General features: G+C 72.6%; 15 protein-coding genes. 3 read left to right on the top strand and 12 right to left on the bottom strand.

Annotation, left to right across the window (positions count from 1 at the left end; all coding sequences use genetic code 11):
* Positions 1-34 precede the first annotated feature (34 nt).
* Genes FHX40_RS03030 through FHX40_RS03020 form a run of 3 tightly spaced genes read right to left on the bottom strand, consistent with a single transcriptional unit; the run spans position 35 to position 2480 of the window.
* The gene (locus FHX40_RS03030) at positions 35-703 is read right to left on the bottom strand and encodes an ABC transporter permease (protein ID WP_142258191.1); all 669 of its coding nucleotides are present in this window, start codon (positions 701-703) and stop codon (positions 35-37) included.
* Complete coding sequence (locus tag FHX40_RS03025) at positions 700-1377, bottom strand: ABC transporter permease (RefSeq protein ID WP_306465722.1); 678 nt, start codon at positions 1375-1377, stop codon at positions 700-702. The genes FHX40_RS03030 and FHX40_RS03025 overlap by 4 nt, the downstream gene beginning before the upstream one ends.
* Complete coding sequence (locus FHX40_RS03020; protein WP_142258190.1) at positions 1374-2480, bottom strand: ABC transporter ATP-binding protein; 1107 nt, start codon at positions 2478-2480, stop codon at positions 1374-1376. Before FHX40_RS03020 ends, FHX40_RS03025 begins: the two co-directional genes overlap by 4 nt.
* A gap of 224 nt (positions 2481-2704) precedes the next feature.
* Here FHX40_RS03020 and FHX40_RS03015 point away from each other — a divergent pair, with 224 nt between their 5' ends.
* Positions 2705-4168, top strand: a complete 1464-nt coding sequence (locus FHX40_RS03015; RefSeq protein ID WP_142258189.1) for an RNA polymerase sigma factor — start codon at positions 2705-2707, stop codon at positions 4166-4168.
* 136 nt (positions 4169-4304) lie between these two features.
* Here FHX40_RS03015 and FHX40_RS03010 read toward each other — a convergent pair whose 3' ends face one another.
* The 8 genes from FHX40_RS03010 to FHX40_RS02975 all read right to left on the bottom strand — a co-directional run bounded on the left by FHX40_RS03010 (position 4305) and on the right by FHX40_RS02975 (position 13765).
* Complete coding sequence (locus FHX40_RS03010; protein ID WP_142258188.1) at positions 4305-5507, bottom strand: IS701 family transposase; 1203 nt, start codon at positions 5505-5507, stop codon at positions 4305-4307.
* 46 nt (positions 5508-5553) lie between these two features.
* Positions 5554-6504, bottom strand: coding sequence for a helix-turn-helix domain-containing protein (locus FHX40_RS03005; RefSeq protein ID WP_189136289.1), 951 nt, complete (start codon positions 6502-6504; stop codon positions 5554-5556).
* Positions 6505-6642: 138 nt separating this feature from the next.
* Positions 6643-7896: an FG-GAP repeat domain-containing protein gene (locus FHX40_RS03000; protein ID WP_142258186.1), complete on the bottom strand. Its 1254-nt coding sequence runs from the start codon at positions 7894-7896 to the stop codon at positions 6643-6645.
* 18 nt (positions 7897-7914) lie between these two features.
* Positions 7915-8682: a hypothetical protein gene (locus tag FHX40_RS02995; RefSeq protein ID WP_142258185.1), complete on the bottom strand. Its 768-nt coding sequence runs from the start codon at positions 8680-8682 to the stop codon at positions 7915-7917.
* Positions 8683-8715: 33 nt separating this feature from the next.
* Positions 8716-9897, bottom strand: a complete 1182-nt coding sequence (gene wecB, locus FHX40_RS02990; RefSeq protein WP_142258184.1) for a non-hydrolyzing UDP-N-acetylglucosamine 2-epimerase — start codon at positions 9895-9897, stop codon at positions 8716-8718.
* 94 nt (positions 9898-9991) lie between these two features.
* Positions 9992-11662 carry an FAD-binding oxidoreductase gene (locus FHX40_RS02985; protein ID WP_170198940.1) on the bottom strand — a complete coding sequence of 557 codons (1671 nt, stop codon included), beginning with the start codon at positions 11660-11662 and terminating at the stop codon, positions 9992-9994.
* A gap of 113 nt (positions 11663-11775) precedes the next feature.
* Positions 11776-12963 (bottom strand): MFS transporter, encoded by a 1188-nt coding sequence (locus tag FHX40_RS02980; protein WP_170198690.1) that lies wholly within the window; start codon positions 12961-12963, stop codon positions 11776-11778.
* A 16-nt stretch (positions 12964-12979) separates the two neighbouring features.
* A complete protein-coding gene (locus FHX40_RS02975; protein WP_142258182.1) occupies positions 12980-13765 on the bottom strand; it encodes an SDR family NAD(P)-dependent oxidoreductase in 786 nt (261 codons plus the stop codon).
* A gap of 915 nt (positions 13766-14680) precedes the next feature.
* On the opposite strand from FHX40_RS02975, the gene FHX40_RS02970 reads away from it, so the two are divergent.
* Positions 14681-15295 (top strand): TetR family transcriptional regulator, encoded by a 615-nt coding sequence (locus tag FHX40_RS02970; protein ID WP_142258181.1) that lies wholly within the window; start codon positions 14681-14683, stop codon positions 15293-15295.
* A 69-nt stretch (positions 15296-15364) separates the two neighbouring features.
* Here the strand turns inward: FHX40_RS02970 and FHX40_RS02965 are convergent, their stop codons facing one another.
* Positions 15365-16321, bottom strand: a complete 957-nt coding sequence (locus FHX40_RS02965) for an SGNH/GDSL hydrolase family protein (RefSeq protein WP_142258180.1) — start codon at positions 16319-16321, stop codon at positions 15365-15367.
* Positions 16322-16933: 612 nt separating this feature from the next.
* Between FHX40_RS02965 and FHX40_RS02960 the strand changes: the two genes are divergently transcribed.
* A complete protein-coding gene (locus FHX40_RS02960) occupies positions 16934-18166 on the top strand; it encodes a cytochrome P450 (RefSeq protein WP_142258179.1) in 1233 nt (410 codons plus the stop codon).
* Positions 18167-18299 lie beyond the last annotated feature (133 nt).

Genomic DNA, 18299 nt, shown 5'->3' with positions numbered 1-18299 from the left:
CGAAAATTCCCTTCTGCGTTGGGGGAAATCGGGGCTAACCGCCTCTTACCCGTCGGCTCACCCCCTTGCTCACCGCGACCCGCTCCACGACGGCGAACGCGGCCTGTACGGCGAGCGCGAGCAGCACCACGAGCGTGGCCCCGCCGAGGGTCTGCGGGTAGTCCCGGGTGGCGAGGCCGTCGATGATGAACCGGCCCAGCCCGCCGAGGCCCACGTACGCGGCGACGGTCGCGGTCGCCACCACCTGGATCGCGGCGAGCCGCAGCCCGAGCAGGATGAGCGGCAGCGCCACCGGCGTGCGCACCCGCAGCAGCACCTGGTGGCCGCGCAGGCCCATGCCGTACGCGGCGTCGAGCAGGTCGGGGTCGACCCCGCGCACCCCCTCGCAGGTGTTCACGAGGATCGGCGGTACGGCGAGCGCGACGAGCGGCACGAGCACCGGCAGCGTGCCCACCCCGGCGAGCAGCATGACGAGCACGAGCAGCCCGAGCGTGGGCAGCGCCCGCGCGGCGTTCGCGGTGAACGTCACCAGGTGGACGCCCCGCCCGGTGTGCCCGGCGAGCAGCCCGAGCGGCACCGCGACGAGCGCGGCGAGGCCGAGCGCGAGCGCGCAGAACCCGGCGTGCTCGGCGAGCCGCACCGGGATGCCGTACGGCCCGGCCCAGTTCGCCGGGTCGCCGAAGAAGTCCGCGAGCCAGCTCATGCGGCCTCCCCTGCCTCGCGGCGGGCTCGCGCCCACGGGGTGAGCAGCCGACCGGCGAGCACGAGCAGCCCGTCCGCGGCGACCGCGAGCAGCACCACGAGCACGACGCCCACGATGATCGGCGTGGGGAAGCGCAGCTGCCAGCCGGTGACGAACAGCCCGCCGAGCCCGCCGCGGCCGATCAGCGCGCCCACGCTCACCAGGCTGATGCCGGACACGGTGGCGACCCGCATCCCGGCGAGCACCACCGGCACCGCGATCGGCAGCTCCACCTGGACCAGCCGGCGCAGCGGCGTGAAGCCCATCGCCTCGGCGGCCTGCCGTACGTGGTCGGGGACCGAGCGCAGCCCGTCCACCACGGCCGGGACGAGCACGGCGAGGGCGTAGCAGGTGAGCGGGATGATCACGGTGGCCCGCTCGGCGAGCCCGGTGACCGGGATGAGCACGATGAACAGGGCGAGCGACGGCAGCGCGTAGACCACGTTGAGCAGGCCGGACGCGGGCTGGTAGAGGACCCGCCAGCGGGAGCAGGCGAGCCCTATCGGCAGCGCGAGCAGCAGCCCGAAGAGCACCGGCAGCAGGCCCATCACGGTGTTGTCGACGAGCAGCTCCCAGATCATCGACCGGTTGCGGCCGATCCAGTCCCAGCGGATCAGCGGCTCGTCCGGCCTCACCCCGCCCCCTCCCCGGACCGGCCCGCGGCGGGCGCGGCATCGCGGTGGGCGTCGGCGGCGGCCCGGGCGAGTGCGGCGTCCAGGGCGTCCCGGGTGACGACCCCGGCCACCCGGCCGTCCTCGTCGAGCGCGATCGCCGCCCCGCACGGGGAGAGCAGCGCGGCGTCGAGCGCGGCGCGCAGCGAGTCGCGGTCCGCCCGGTACGCGCCGTACCCGGCGAGCCGGCCGTTCCCGGCGGCCCGCCAGCCGAGCGGGCGGCGGTCGGCGTCGACGACCACCACCCAGTCGGCGCCCGCCGGGGCCGGGTCCCCTTGCGCCACCACGAGGTCACGGCGCAGCGGCAGGTCCGCGGCGGGCAGGAACGACAGCAGCCGGATGCCCCGGTCGCGGCCGAGGAAGGCGCGCACGAAGTCGTCGGCGGGCGCGGCGAGCAGCTCGGCCGGGGTGGCGTACTGGGCGAGCCTGCCGCCCTCGCGCAGCACCGCCACCCGGTCGCCGAGCTTGATCGCCTCGTCGATGTCGTGGGTGACGAACACGATCGTCTTGCGCAGTTCGGCCTGCAGCCGCAGCAGCTCGTCCTGCAGACCGGCGCGCACCACCGGGTCGACCGCGCTGAACGGCTCGTCCATGAGCAGCACCGGCGGGTCGGCGGCGAGCGCGCGGGCCACCCCGACCCGCTGCTGCTGGCCGCCGGAGAGCTGGAACGGGTACCGGTCGGCGAGCTCGTCGTCGAGCCCGACCCGCTCCATCAGCTCCCGGGCCCGCCGCCGCGCCCGCCTGCGGTCCCAGCCGAGCAGGTACGGCACCGTGGCGATGTTGTCCACCACACGCCGGTGGGGGAACAGGCCGCCGTGCTGGATCACGTACCCGATGCCGCGCCGCAGCGCGGGCGGGTCGATCTCGCGGACGTCGCGCCCGTCGAGCAGCACGCGCCCCTCGGTGGGCTCGATCATCCGGTTGATCATGCGCAGCGACGTGGTCTTGCCGCAGCCGGACGGGCCGACGAAGACGCTGATCTCGCCGGTCGGCACCTCCAGCGTGAGGTCGCGGACGGCCACCGTGCCGCCGGGATAGCGCTTCGTGACGCCTTCGAAAGTGATCACGCTTTTCCTTCGTTCGACCGGGATGACCGAGGCGGAACCGTTGTCATTTTTCCTTCCCGTTTGTCGTCGGATGTTCAGCCGACCCCGGCTGGGGATCCGTTTAAACAACGGGGGAAGAATCTAACTAGTGCGCATCGGTTACTGCGGTGGCCGGTCCGCACTTGGCATCATGACGAGGAGCGCGATTCTTCACTGTGGACACACGAGGCACAGGGGGACCGGCAGTGTCGCAACCACTCTCCGGTCAACGCTCGCACAGCGACGTGGTGGTCGAGCTGTACGACCGGCACGCGGCCGGACTGTTCGCGTACTGTTTCGACCAGCTCGGTGACCGGGAGACCGCGGCGGACGCGGTGCTCGCGGTGCTCACCAGCGTGCCGGTGATGCGGCCGAGCCGCGCCCTGCTGTACGCCCTCGCCCGCCGGGAGATCAACCGGCGTGACGTGGTCTACTTCCCGCCGCTCGTCGACTTCGCGGTCGACCCGGCCACCGCGCTGATCGAGCGGGTCGTCCGCGACCTGCGGCCGCACCAGCGCGAGGTGCTGCTGCTGTCGGCGGTGTGCCGGCTCGCCCCCGACGAGCTCGCCCAGGTGCTCGACGTCGCGATCGACACCGCCGGGCAGCTCATCATGTCGGCGCGGAACCGGTTCACCCAGTCGCTCAAGACCGCGCTCTACCACGCCCGGCACGCCGAGTACGTGCCCGAGCGCATCGCCGAGATCTACGGCGCGGTCGAGGTGGCCCCGATCGAGGACGTGCTCGCCCGGCTGCCGTGGCAGCGCCCGCCCGGCGACCTGCGGGCGCGGCTGCTCGCGCTGCTCCCCCAGCTCGACCCGGCGGACGCGACGCGGCCGAAGACCCGGCTCCCGGTGAAGCAGCTGTGGCCCACCGCGCCGTCGTGGCCGTTACCGCTCTCCGATCCGGACCAGACCACCACGACCTCGCTCATCCCCGTGGTGCCTCCGGAGCGGAAGGCCGACGGCCCGCAGGCCGGTGAGGACGGGCCGGGCCGGTCCCGCCGCGGCCGGTCCCGGCACGAGGCGACCACCGAGCCGATCCCCCGCCTCCAGGGGGCCATCCTCGCCGCGATGGAGGCGATGACCCTCCGGCCGCGGTCCCGCAGGCCGCAGGACGAGGGCCCGCAGGCGCCCGAGGCCGCGGGTGCCGCGAACGCCGCCGCGGCTCCGCCGGAGGCGCCTTCGACCGTTCCCACGGCGGACGCCGACCGGGCCGCCGAGCCCGCCCCGCTCACCGCGCCGGTCATCGACGACCTCCTCGACCGGGCGCCCGCCGACGGCACGGCGGCCCCGGTCGTCGACCCCGCCCCCGCGGACCCGGCCCCGGCCGCCGAGACCGCCGGGCCGGACGCGGACGCCGCCACCGGCCCGATCCCGGCGGTCGGCACCGCCGCACCGGCGGACGCCACGCCCGCCACGACCGGCGACGCCCCGGCCGAGCCGGGCGACGCCGCCGCCCCGGCCACGGACGACACGGTGGCCAAGGACGCTGCGAACACCCGGCGGCGTACGGCACGGCCGCGCCCGACCCACCGTGGCCGGCGGCGCCGCAACGGCCGGCGGCTGTTCGGCGAGCACCGCTTCGACTGGGCCTGGGAGGTCGGCGGCCTCCTGCTCGCGCTCGGGATCGCGCTCGCGGTGTTCTTCTCGATCCCGATGATGGCGCCGTAGCCCGGCGTTCCCGGCCCAGCCCGGCGGACGGGTGCCCGCGGCCGAAGGCGCGGGCACCGGCGTCATGCCGTCGCCCCCTCCGTCGCCCGGCCGTCGCCGTGCCGTACGGCCGGCCCGGCGGCGGGACCGTGGACGATCACGCGGTCCGGTAGACGGAGGCGCCGACGGCCAGGGCCGGCCCGCCCAGCCGCGAGTAGGCGTACGCGGCGGAGACCAGGGTCATGTGGTGGTGCCACCCCGGGTAGGAGCGGCCGGAGAAGCCGAGGTAGTGGAACCGCTCGTTCATGCAGTCCACCGTCACCCGGGCGCTGGCCTGCAGCACGACCAGCTCGAGCAGCTCCTCCCACCGGCGCTCGGTGAGGTTGGTCAGCCAGATCGGGCCCTGCCCGGCCACGCCCTCGTCCGCCACCGCGAACAGCCGGTACGAGCCCTGCAGCACGGCGGGCAGCCGGACCGGCGCCCACAGGATGCGGGTGTGCCGGAAGCCGCCGTCGCACCCCATGATCGTGGCGGTCTGGGTGTTCCACCGGCGGTTCGCCTCCAGACTGCGCGCCGCGCTGATCGCCGCGCCGTTCCGGGACCGGCCGGACCGGTGGTGCGCCAGCGGCGACTCGTCCGCGATCACCTGCACCCGCGGGTCGATCTCGGCCACGAAGTCGAGCCCGAGCGCCTCCAGCTCGGCCACGGCCGCGCTCGGGTCGTCGGCGTCGCTCAGGTCGGCCACCACGGGCACGCCCGGCTCCCCGGCCCGCCGTACCGCGCGCCTGACCAGGTCGAGGGCGAGCCGCCAGCCGGGCTCCGAGGTCGCCGTGGGCGGGATGCGCGCCTCCTGCCGGGCCCGTTCGTCGCTCACCCACTCCGGCGGCAGGTGCATGTGCCAGTCCACGGGGAAGTTCGCCCCGGGGCAGGACAGCAGCAGGGCGGTGATCGCCTGGCAGTTCACGGTGCGCCCGGTGCGCGGGTCGAACCGCTGGTGTACGCCGACCAGCCGGTCCCCCCGCTTCGGCAGCACGATCTGCGGCACCGTCCAGGCGCGCACGCTCGCCCGCCGCTCCACCCAGGAGGCGAGCGCGCTGCGCGGCGCGTCCCAGCTCCAGGTGCTCGCGTTGACGAACTGCTGCAGCGAGTGCCACGCGGACGCCGAGCCGACCGCCGCCTCGGCGAGCCGGCGCATCGACTTCTTGCCCTGGGTGAGCAGCAGCCCTCGCAGGTAGACGCGGGCCCACCGCCGCTGGTCGGCCCGGGGCAGCGAGGCGAACACCTCGTCGGCGAGGCCGTCCACGGCGTGCACGTCGACCTGGGCCGTCGTGCCCGGTGTCCTGCCGAGCGACACGGACATTCCCCCTTTGCTCGTCGGTCCCCCCTGGTGAGTGATCAGATGCGGGTCATCCGCGCGTCCGGTCCGCGGCGCAGGCCCCCTCCTGCCGCGAAGCCTGCGCGGGCAGCGGGCGCGGCGGCGCGTCCCGCGACGGGCCGAACTCCCGCGCGGAGACCGCGAGCAGCCGCAGCGCCTCCTCGGACGGCGAGCCCGCGTCCGCGCAGTACGCCATGATCCGCTGCCCCGAATCGCCGGGGATGAGCAGGTTCTCGAAGTGGAGATCCAGGTCCCCGACGACCGGGTGGCGGAAGCGTTTGACGCCCGAGGTGCAGGTGCGCACCGGGTGCCGGGCCCAGCGCGCGGCGAACTCCTCGCTCTGTACGGCCAGCTCCCCCACCAGCTCGGCGAGCCGCCGGTCGTCGGGGTGGCGGCCGGCCGCGAGCCGCAGCGAGGCGACGGCGAGCGTGGCCTCCTCGGCCCAGTTCCGGTAGAGCGTGCGGAACCGCTCGTCGAGGAAGAGCATGCGGGTGAGGTTCGGGCGGGTCGCCGGGCTGTCCGGCGCGGCCGGATCGAGGTGCCCGGCGAGCAGCGCGTGCCCGAGCCGGTTCCACGCGAGGATGTCGTTGCGCACGTCGAGCAGCAGGGCGGGGACGTCGGCCATCGCCTCGAGCAGCCGCCGCAGCGACGGGCTCGCGTGCTGCGGCCGGGGCGCGGCGCGCCGCCCGGGCACCGGAGGACGAGCGAGGTACCGCAGGTACAGCCGCTCGTCCTCGGTGAGCCGCAGGGCGCGGGCGAGCGCGTCGAGCACCGCGTCGGAGGTGCCGGCCGCCCGGCCCTGCTCCAGGCGGGTGTAGTGGGTCACGCTCACCCCGGCGAGCATCGCCAGCTCCTCGCGGCGCAGCCCGGTCACGCGGCGGCGCGTGCCGTACGCCTTGAGCCCGACGTCGGCCGGGTTGAGCCTGGCGCGGCGGCTTTTCAGGAAATCGCCTAGCTCCTTCGCCCTGTCCACGTCGTTCATCATGCGCACCGGCGGCGGCCCAGGGGTAGCCGGAACCTGGTCATGAAATGACTACCCTTCCCGACACCGGTCTGGGCGCGGATCTGGTCCGCCGCCCGGCGGCGCACGACGATGGCTGCCATGGGCCGCAACCGAAGGTCACGCGGTGTCCGGCGGAATGGTCCGGTTACGGTAGACCATGAGCTTGGCGTCCTCGGCCACGTAGTAGTTCTGGACCGAATACGCGATGGTGGCGAAGTCGAGGCGGCCGTCGCCGTCGAAGTCCGCCGCCGCGATCCGCGCGACCGACTCGTCGGCCACCCGCCACTTGAGCCACAGGCCGCGGTCCAGGTCGACCGCCTTGTAGTAGAACACCCCCTGCCAGGGCCACGGGCCGCGCAGCGCGACGAGGAACTCCTCGTCCCCGTCGTTGTCGAAGTCGGCGCAGAGGATCTGGTGCCCGGGGCCCTCGCCGTTCTCGTTGGGGTCCCCGTACACGTCGAGCACGGTGCGCCGCCAGGTGCGCCGGCCGTCCGGGCCGGTGCCGGCCTTGTGGTAGACGGCCACGGTGTTGCCGTGGAACGGCTCGATCGCCGCGACGTACGCCATGGGGTCGTCGCCGATCCGGCCCGCGTGCACGTCGCCGCTGCCGCGGAACCCGGTCCTGGTGAACTGGGTGCGCTCGCCCTCGCCGATGAGCTCGCGGATCCACTCTCCCCGCTCGGTGTCGTAGTAGAGCCAGGTCACGCCCTCGTCCGAGGCGAGCAGCAAGGAGTCGAGGTCGGAGCCGGGGATGAGCCCGGACTTCTTCTCCGCGCCGTGGATCATGCGGAAGTTGCGGTCGTCGATGACCGTCATCGGCCACTCGGCCGCCTCCCGCACGTCGTCCGGCTGGGTGAACAGCACCACCGGCAGTACGGCGTGCACGTCGGCCATGGCGACGATCGGCAGGCCGATGATCTCCAGGCGGTCCCGGCGGGTGAAGTGGCCGGCGCGCAGCCGGTGCATGCCGACCGCGCGGCCGACGTAGTGCCGGCGCCAGCGCGACGGCTCCTTGTCCGGATTGCCGGGGTTCTCCAGCCAGGAGATCTTCCCGCCCTCCGGGTCCGGGTCCACGATCGTGCCGATCGGGCCGTACAGCTCGTGGCAGACGATGATGTCCGCGACCCCGTTGCCGGTGATGTCGGCGTGGTCCGCGCCGACCGGCATGCGGAACCCGTCGGCGGCGAGGCGGCGGGTCCACTCGGGGTTGTTCTGGTACCAGTAGATCTCGCCGAGCCGCAGGCCGTACCCGAACAGGTCGGGCCTGCCGTCGCCGTCGAGGTCGGTGGCCTCCAGCCAGTAGCCGTCGCGGAGCTGGTCGGCGACGAGCTCGGGCTCGAACTTCGGGATGCGGATGTCGGGCAGTGCCATGGGGTGACCTCCGTGGCGTCAGGACGTGGGGGAACCGGGAACGGGGTGGTACTCGACCGCGAGCCACACGCAGTCGGTGACGGCGCGGTACTGGTGCCAGGGGTAGACGAACTCCCCGTCGGGGCCGAGGGAGCAGAACATGTCGGCGGGCGCGGTGACGCCGGGGCTCATCGGCACGTCCTGGTAGCGCGTGGCGTGGTCCTGCGCGGTGAACTTCTGCATCGCGCCGACGCCGTGCACCTGGGTGTGCAGCTCGACGAACGCGTGCCGCCGGTGGATGAAGCAGTCGGTCCCGGCCGGGGCGAACCACAGGTTGAGCCGTACGGTGAACTCCCGGGGGCCGCGTGCGGCGCCCGGCCCATCCAGCAGCAGGCCCGGGTCGAACCGCACCCGGCCGACGGTGTCCTGCTCGCTGCGCCACAGCGGCGTCTCCGGCGGGAAGGGGCGGCCCCCGGTGTCACCGGGGGCGCCCGCGAGGATCTCACCGAGCAGCCGCCAGCCGGGCGCGGCCGCCAGGCCCGCGATGTTCGCCCGGCCCGCGTCGGTGACCCGCAGCACCGCGAGCCCGTCCGCGGGCTCGACGCGGGTGCCGCGCAGGATCGCCGAGCTCATCGCCCGCAGCGGCTTGTCCGGCGGCTGCTTGACGACCACGTCCGAGGTGCCGAGGTTCACCACGATCGCCTCCTCGGCGACCTCGTACTCCTTGGCGCCGGTGACCAGGTACGCCTCGACCAGGTCACCGGAGAAGGCGAGCGGCCGGCAGGTGGAATCGGGAGAGGGGTTCACGACCGGTCCTTTCGATCACGTCTGCCGTACCGCTCACGCGGCCGGGGTGGTCGCCGCGAGCTCGACGGCGTCGCCGCCGGAGGCCCCGAACGGCGTGGGCGGCGGGCCGTACCCGAAGAAGTGCGCGATCGCGGCGAGGCAGCGCTCGGTTGCCCGGCCGTCGCCGTAGGCCTCGGCCACGGTCGCCATCTCTCGGTAGGCCTGCTCGTCCCGCAGGATGCGGAGGGTCTCCCGGACGATGCCGTCGTAGCCGGTGCCCACCAGGCGCGCCGTGCCCGCGGCGACCGCCTCGGACCGCTCGCTGACGTTGCTGATCACCAGGGTGGGCTTGCCGAGCGCCGGGCCCTCCTCCTGGGCGCCGCTGCTGTCGGAGAGCACGATGTCGGCCCGCATCATGAGCCGGCAGAAGTTGAGGTACGGCAGCGGGTCGACCACGGTGATGTTCGGGTGGCCGCCGATCTTCGGCAGCATCGCCTCGCGCACCGCCGGGTTGCGGTGCAGCGGCACCACCACCCGCACGTCCGGCTCGTCGGCGATGTCGGCGAACGCCTGGGCGATCTGCGGGAGGTTCGGCCAGGCGTCGCGGCGGTGCGCGGAGGCGAGGATGACCCGGCGCGGGTCCTCGTCGAGGTCGGCCAGGGCGGGGTCGCCGTACCCGTCCGCCTTGCCGCAGGCCCAGCGGAGGGCGTCGATCACGGTGTTGCCGGTGACCGCGATCGACTCCTCGGCGATGCCCTCGCGCAGCAGGTTCGCCTTGTTCCCCGGAGTGGGGGCGAGGTGCAGGGCGGAGATCTGCGCCACCAGCCTGCGGTTGCCCTCCTCCGGAAAGGGCGAGCAGAGGAACCCGCTGCGCAGGCCCGCCTCGACGTGGATGACCGGGACGTGGTGGTGGAAGCCGGAGATGGCGCCGGCCACCGTGGTCGCGGTGTCGCCGTGCACCAGCACCGCGTCCGGGCGCAGCTCGGTCATCGGCGCCTCGAGCTCGCGCAGCGCCCGGTACGTGGTCTGGGTGAGGGTCTGCCGCGGCCGCATGATCTGCAGGTCGATGTCGGCCCGCAGGTCGAAGGCGGCGAGCGTGTCGTCCAGCATCTCGCGGTGCTGGCCGGTGGAGATGAGCACGGGACGAAACCGGGCGTCCCGTTTCAGCGCCCACACGATCGGCGCCATCTTGATGGCTTCGGGCCGGGTCCCGATGACCACGGCAACGGTTCGCACGATGTGTTTTCCCTTCGTCCGAGATTCACCGACAGGAATTCGGGTGAGGGTGCCGCCCGTCGGTTCGGGCGCGATTCTCGGGAGGGTTTATCGGTCAGGAACCGGCGGGTTCGACGGAAAGCGAGTGCCGGAAGAAGTTCTCCGGGTCGTACCGCCGCTTGACCTGCTGAAGGCGGGGATAGTTGTCCTTGTAGTAAAGCGTCGACCAGGGCACTCCGGAGCGGTTGTACGCCGGGTCCGCCATGTCGCTGTCGGGGTAATTGATGTAGCAGCCGTCCATCTGGTCGCCGATGAGCGGGACGCCCTTGCTCTCGGCGAAGAAGTCCGCGTACAGGCCGCGGATCCAGTCCAGGTAGAAGGCGTCGTCCTTCCGGTCCGGCCAGAAGGTCTGGAAGCACATCTTGAACACGCTGGAGCGCTGCGCGTTCGCGGTCGCGGCCGGGTCCACCGCGTTGACCGCGCCGCCGAACGAGAACAGCACGAGCATGGTGTCCGGGTTGGTGAAGTCCTCCCGGGTCATGTAGCGGTACAGCGCCGAGATCTGCCGGTCGGAGAAGTTCCGGCGCATGTAGCCGGACTTGTGCGCGGCCCGCATGCCCGGGTGGGTGATCGTCGGGTTGTTCGTGCCGACCAGCCGGGTCGCGGTCATCCACGGCATCTCGCGCGGCGCGGCGAGCGCGGGCAGGTGCGGCAGCTCGCCGGAGGGCCGTGCCATGTTCCGCGGGCTGATTCCGGTGCCGTCGAGCAGCGCGGCCAGGTAGTCGTCGAGCAGCCGGCGGGCGTTCGGCACGGTGGCGTCCACCTGGGTGAACACGCTCAGCGCGCCGTGCGCCTTGGAGTTGACGTTGAACAGGCTGGACAGGTGCCGGTACGGCGAGTCCGGCGCGCTGTTCGCCTCGTGCCAGGCGCCGAAGTTCTTCAGCAGCCGGGCGAAGGAGCGCTCGTCGAACTGGCTCCAGGGCAGGTCGGCGGCGCTCACCAGCACCGTGGCCGGGGGTTTGACGAGCAGGTCCTCCGGCCGGTCGCGGCGGGCGTCCGGGGAGCGGAACCAGTAGCGGGTGATCAGGCCGAAGTTGCCGCCCCCGCCGCCGGTGTGCGCCCACCACAGGTCGCGGTTGGGGTCGTTGCGCTCCCGGGTGGCCACGACCGTCCTGACCTGGCCGCGCGGGCCGACGGTGACCACCTCCACCGCGTACAGGTGGTCGACGACGAGGCCGTGGGCGCGGGACAGCAGGCCGTACCCGCCGCCGCTGATGTGCCCGCCGGCGCCGACGCTGTAGCAGATGCCGCCGGGGATCGTCACCCCCCAGCCCTTGTACAGGGCCTCGTAGACGTTGAGCAGCCGGGCCCCGGGCTCCACCACGAAGGCCCGCATCTTGGGGTCGTAGCCGACGTGGGTCATCTCGGAGAAGTCGAGGATCACCTCGACCTCGGGGTTGCACACGAAGTCGGCGAAGCAGTGGCCGCCGCTGCGCACCGAGACCCGCTTGCCCGCCCGGTAGGCGTCGCGCAGCGCGCGCTCCGCGTCGGCGGTGGAGCGGATCATCTTCACGTACTCCGGCGCGGACTCGTACCGCTGGTTGTTTCCCGTGGTCAGCGCCGTGTAGCGGGGGTCGTCGGGGGTGATCTTCGCCCCCGCGTCGCGGGGGTCGGGGGGCGCGGCGGTGGCGGCGGCCGGCGCCATGGCGGTCGCGGCGAGGGCTCCGCCGCCCATGGCGGCGCCGCCGAGCAGCAGGGAACGACGGTTCAGCGACAGGGGTGACATGCCCACCTCACTGATCGGAACAGGGGGAAACCGGAGATGAGGCGCGGACGAAGGCAGGGTGAGGCCGAGAGGGGTGGGGATCGCGGGGGAATGCGGGCGGAGGACGGGGATCGTCAGGCGGAGACGTCGGCGCGGTCCGTGACGAGCCGCTCGCGGGGGGCGCGGCGGTCGAGCAGGCCGGAGACGAGCGCGATGCCGAGTCCCGCGGCGGTCAGCAGCGCGCCGATCCAGTTCGGCGCGGTGTAGCCCAGGCCGTGGTCGATGGCGAGGCCGCTGAGCCAGGCGCCGAGGGCGTTGCCCAGGTTGAACGCGGAGATGTTGGCGCTCGACGCGAGCGCCGGGGCGCCGCCGGTCTGCCGCAGCACACGCAACTGGAGGGGCGGCACGGTGGCGAACGCGACCGCGCCGAACACCGCGACGGTGACGGCGGCGCCCAGGCGGGTGTGCACGGTGACGGTGAACAGCAGCAGCACGACGGTGAGGCCGCCGAGCACGCCGTACAGCGTGGGCATCAGCGCCCGGTCGGCGGCCTTGCCGCCCAGGTAGTTGCCGACGCAGAGGCCCGCGCCGAACAACACGAGCAGCCAGGAGACCGCGGCGGGCGGAAAGCCCGCCAGGTCGGTCATCATCGGCGCGAGGTAGGTGAACGAGGCGAACACCCCGGCGAACCCGAGCGTGGTGGTGGCGAGGCCGAGCCACACGCCCGGGGCGCGGAACGCGGCGAGCTCGCGGCCGAGGCCGGCCCCGGGCTCGCGTTCCTGGGGCGGGACGAGGAACCGGACGCCGAGCAGGCCGGCCACGCCGAGGCCCGCCACCACCCAGAAGGTGGCGCGCCAGCCGAACTGCTGGCCGAGCAGCGTGCCGAGCGGCACGCCGAGCACGTTCGCCAGGGTGAGCCCCATGAACATGAGCGCGACCGCGCGGGCCTCCCGGCTCGGATCGACCACGCGGGCGGCCACCACCGAGCCGATGCCGAAGAACGCGCCGTGGCAGATCGCGGCGACCACGCGCCCGGCGAGCAGCGTGCCGTAGTCGGGCGCGATCGCGCACAGCAGGTTGCCCGCGACGAAGAAGCCCATGAGGAGCAGCAGCATGCCGCGCCGCGGGATGCGGTTCCCCGCGATGGTCATCAGCGGGGCCCCGATCACCACGCTCAGCGCGTAGCCGGTGACGAGCAGCCCGGCCTGCGGGATCGACACCGACAGGTCGGCGGCCACGTCGGGCAGCAGCCCGACGATGACGAACTCGGTGGTGCCGATGCCGAACGCCCCGAGGGCCAGGGCCAACAGCGCCAGTGGCACGTCGTCCCCCGGCCGGTCAGAGCTGGCGCAGCGCGCCGCCGTCGACCGCCCACTCGGCGCCGGTCACCTGCCCCGCGAGCGGCGAGAGCAGGTAGGCGATGACGCGGGCGACGTCGTCCGGGTGGCCGATCCGGCCGCTGGGCAGCCGCCGTACCTCGCGGATGAAGTGGTCGACCGCCTCGTCCGGGGTCGTGCCGTACCGCTCGGCGAGCTGCTCGGCGAAGCCGCCCGGGGCGTCGAACAGCGCGGTGCGCGTGGGGCCGGGGGAGACCACGTTGGACCGGATGCCGCGCGGGCCGAACTCCGCGGCGAGGCTCTTCGACATCGACAGCAGCGCCGCCTTGGAGGCCGCGTAGTCCACCAGCGCCGGGTCGGGGAACCGGGCCGCCTCGCTGGCGATGTGCACCAGGCTGCCGGATCCGCGCTCCAGCAGCACGGGGAGCACCGCCCGGGTCATCCGCACCAGCGAATGCAGGTTGAGATCGAACGTCGCCTTCCAGTCGGCGTCGGTCGCGTCGAGGAAACCGGTGCGGGACTGCAGCGCGCCGACGTTGTTGACCAGTCCGTCCAGCCGGCGGTACCGCTCGAGGGCGACCTCGACCACGCGCTGCGGCGCGTCCGGGTCGCGCAGATCCTCGGCGACGGCCGTGATGTTCTCGTGCACCCCGTCAATGGACTTCGGATTGCGGGCCACGCCGACGACCCGGGCGCCCTCCTCGGCGAGAAACCGGGTGGTGGCCTCTCCGATGCCGGCCGAGGCGCCGGTGACGACAAAGACCTTGTTGTCAATTTTGAGATCCATATGCCCCCTCCAATTGCCGACACGGAGGAGGTTACCCATCGGCCGCCTGCGCGGATCGATTCACTTGCGCACTTAAGACGTTTCCACGGCGGTGGACCCGGGTCCCGGCGAATGATTCGAGGGTATCGGCGTGCCGCCGGCTTCCGGGCGCGCGCAGACCTCTTAAAAACGTGCCGGGCCGCACCGTGCCGCCCGGCGGAGCGCGCCCGGGCGGCCCTTGCCGCCCGCGATGATTACGTTTGCGTTAAGGCCTTGTCGCCATGATTTCTGAAATTACTTACCCGTTCTCGGATCGTCATTCAATCGTTCGCAATGTCGTGGCCGTTGAGGGGGCTGCCGCGCTCACCGACGACGGGGAAGGCCGCGGAGTCGTGTGCGCGCCCGGACAGTGCCGTTCCTCCGCCCGCGTACGGCTCGGCCGACCGGCCGGCCTGTGACCACGCACCGGGGGTCGCCGCAACGGCGACGACATGCCTCTTCGCCATGCCGTACCCCGGTACACCGGGACCGCCCGACGCCTCACCGGGCGCCGGTGTACGCCCTGAGATGGCGGCGTGCGGGTCCATGGCCGCCCATGACCGCCGGGCGTCGCGCCGCAGGGCGGTCTGCGGCCGCCTTTTGGGTCCCCTCCCCGGCCCGCCGCGCGGTGCGGCGCGAGCCGTACGATCGAGGCGGGTCCGATACGCCGCACCCGGCGGGATTTTCGGACGGCAGCAAAGTAGAACGTGTTCCATGAAAGTTTCCGGCCGTGAACCTTCCACCATGCGGGGAGTGCGCCGCGAACCAGGTTGAGCAGGGCGCGTTTGTGACCGGCCGGTAACCCGACTCGATGGGTGAAAAATCAAGTAACGTGTTCTCATGCGTAGGTCGCGCGCCCCTCTCGACGCTTTGACCGCGCCGGAGGCGGCGAACGAAATGACCGACGGGGAACGGTCGTCGTCCCGCCCCGCGGCGGAGCCGCCGAGCGGTGTGCGGACCCGAAGCCAGCTCCAGCGGCGCAGGCGCATCGTCCAGGCCGCCGCCGCGCTCGCCTCCCGGGGCGGCATCGAGGCGATGCAGATGCGCACCGTCGCCGAGCGCGCCGGGGTCGCCCTCGGCACGCTCTACCGCTACTTCCCGTCGAAGATGGACCTGGTCGTGGCGGTGGTGAGCGAGGAGCTCGACATGCTGGAGCGCAGCATCGAGCGCCGCCCGCCCAGCGCCCCCACCGCCGCCGGGAAGGCCGCGGACGTGCTCATGCGCGCCGCCCGCGGCCTCATGCGCGAGCCGGAGCTCGCCGACGCGCTCATCCGCTCGCTGATCATCACCGAGGTGAGCACCCCGTTCGCCGACCGGGTGAGCACGCTGCTGCTGCGCGTCGCCGCCGGCCTCCCCCAGCAGGAGATCACCGAGGACCGGCTCGCCCTCGCGGGCGCCCTCACCGCCGCCTGGGTGATGGAGCTGCTGGAGATGCTGCGCGGGCGGCGCACCTACGAACAGATGACCCGGCACATCGAGCTCGCCGCCGATCGCCTGTTCGCGGGCCTGTAGCGGCCGGGCGGCCGCCCGCGCCCTCACCCGGGGTGTCAAGCTGGAACGTGTTACACCGCGCGGACCTGGTCAGACGCCCGCGAGGTTGACCGCGCGGATCGCGGCGAGCACCACCTCGGCGATGCCGGCCATGCCTCGGGCGTTCGGGTGCACGGGGATCGCGCCGCGCACGTCCTCGATCCCCTCGATCCACCGCACGTCCGCCGCCTGACAGCCGTCCCGGCCGACGCTCGGCGTGTAGGTGTCGACGTAGATCGCGCCGTTCTCGGCGGCGACCGCGGCGAGGCGCTCGTTGAACCGCCGGATCTTCCCGGCGAGGTACGGCACGTCGCCGCGGGCGAGCGGGATGTTGGTGACGCAGGAGTCCTTGCTGTCCGGGAGGACCGCGGGGTAGCCGACGGCGAACACGGCCGCCTGCGGGGCCCGCTCGCGGATGCCGCGGATCACCTCGGCGATCTTCGGCATCGTCTCGTCGATGCGGCGGTCGATGGTGTCCGAACCGCCCAGGTTGTACTTCTTCTCGCAGGGCGCGCCGCCGGGGTTGAGCACCCCGACGACCGCGCAGGTGGTGAGGATCTCGATGAACCCGGAGTCGTTGCCGCCGATGGTGAACGTCACCAGGCGGGTGTCCGGGCGGAGCGCGGAGAACTGCGGCGGGTTGAGGTGCTGCCACTGGGTCATGTGCTTGGTCTCCGCGCCCGAGCACGACATGTCGGTGAACGCGCTGGGCCTGAGCTCCGCGGCGATCTTCGACGGGTAGTTGTTCGTGGACCGGGCGCACAGGCCGGACTCGATCCGCAGCTTCGGGATGCCCGGACCGGCCACATACGAGTCGCCGAGCGCGACGTACCGGCCGGCGAACCCGGACGCGTGGGCGGCCGACCCGGCGTACGCCGTACCGGGGAGGGCGAGCGTGACGCCCAGGGCGCAGGCGGCGAGCGCGGCGAGCCTCCGGGTGAACCGCCGGGAGCGGCGCGGTGACGGCGAGTGACGGACCGAGTGCGAGGCGGTGGGGCGCTGGGGCATGGCGATCCTCCGGAAATACGCCCGGCGGCCGGGGCCGAGTCAGCCGGCCGGGCCAATCGAAGAGAATGAGAAAAGAGGCTGCAAGAATCGTTACTACCAGCGGGTAACACTGTCAACCATTTCATTGGTGTAGACCGCGACCAGCCACTTCATCAGCCTGTAAATCTCCGGAAATATCACCTGTTGACAGGTGGCGAATAGGCGCTCACACTGAGCCTGACCCGCGCGCCCGGACACCTATCAAGGCGTTTCCGCGGTTTTCATACGCCATTACCCCGACGCGTCGCCGTATGACCCGGGGTGCGTTCGCATGCCCTCCGGGCGGCAGCGTCGCGCGGCATGGCCCGCCACGGACCGTTCGCCCCCGGATCCCCTACGTCACAGGGCATGCGCGCACGCCGGCGCGGGCCGCACAGGCCCCGGATCGCGCCCGGCGGAAAGAAGTACTCTGGACCAGAGAATTAAGCGCCTAAAACCGGGCATCAGCCACAGAAGACGCACCGGGACAATCGAGCAACTTTCTTGACGGAACCGGCGACACGTAATAGAACACGTTCCAGCCGGGTCCCCGGCCGAGCGTTTGTTCAAACCCAGGACGCGGAAGGTTCACGCATGACCATATCCCGCCCGACCGACCTCGATGTCCGTATCGACCTGGTCGACCCGGATTACTACGCGGCGCATGGCATGCCGCACGAACAGTTCACCTGGCTGCGGGCGAACGCGCCGGTTTATTGGCACCACGGCGACGACGAGCTGGGCTGGCCGGGCTTCTGGGCGGTGACCAGGCACGCCGACGTGGTGCACGTCTCCCGGCACCCGGAGCTGTTCTCCTCGTACCGGCGGCTGTCGATGTTCGAGGAGCTGCCCGACGACGTGATCGAGCTGCAGCGGCACATCATGCTCAACCAGGACCCGCCGGAGCACACCCGCCGCCGCGCGCTCGTCAACCGCGGCTTCACCCCGCGGGCGATCGCGCCGCTGGAGGGCCGCATCCGTGAGCTCTGCGACGAGCTGCTCGACAAGGCGCTGGAGAAGCCGGAGATCGACTTCGTCGAGGACATCGCCGCCCCGCTCCCGCTGTACGTGATCTGCGAGCTGCTCGGCGTGCCGGAGGAGGACCGCCCCTGGCTCTACGACCTGTCCAACCAGATGATCGGGGCGAACGACCCGGACTACGCGCCCCCGGCGGACGACGACAAGTGGCCGTCCCTCAAGGTGATCGAGTACGCCGTCCGGCTCGGCGAGGAGCGCCGCAGGAACCCGCGGGAGGACATCGTCACCAAGCTGCTCCAGCCCGACGAGAACGGCGACACGCTCAGCGACGTCGAGTTCGGCTCGTTCGTCATGCTGCTGTTCGTCGCGGGCACCGAGACCACCCGCAACGCGGCCACCGGCGGCATGCTCGCCTTCTTCCAGCACCCCGAGCAGTGGGCCCGGCTCACCGCCGACCCGTCGCTCGCCGGGCGTGCGGCCGACGAGATCATCCGCTGGGTCTCCCCGGTCAACCTGTTCCGCCGTACCGCGACCCAGGACACCGAGATCGGCGGACAGAGGATCCGCGAGGGCGACAAGGTCGTGGTGTTCTACGGCTCGGCCAACCGGGACGAGGACGTCTTCACCGACCCGTTCACCTTCGACATCACCCGCGATCCGAACCCGCACCTCGGCTTCGGCGGCGGTGGCGCGCACTTCTGCCTCGGCAGCCACCTGGCGAAGCTGGAGCTCCGCGTGCTGCTGGAGACCCTCGCCCGCCGCGTGCCCACGATCCGCCAGGCCGGCGAGCCGCGCCGCCTGCGCTCGTACTTCATCAACGGGATCAAGAACCTGCCCGTCGCGGTCTGACGCGTCCGCCCGGCGCGGCGGTACGACCACCGCCCGGGCCGGGCGGCGACGGCGGGTCGCCCGCGGCCGGAAACGTGTCCGGCCGCGGATCCCTCGCACGCCCAACAACCTGCGCGGTTCCGGCGTCAAACCC

This window comes from Thermopolyspora flexuosa (assembly GCF_006716785.1).
GTDB lineage: Bacteria > Actinomycetota > Actinomycetes > Streptosporangiales > Streptosporangiaceae > Thermopolyspora > Thermopolyspora flexuosa.
Note: the sequence above shows the minus strand (reverse complement) of the source record. Positions and strands in the feature narration are given on the sequence as shown.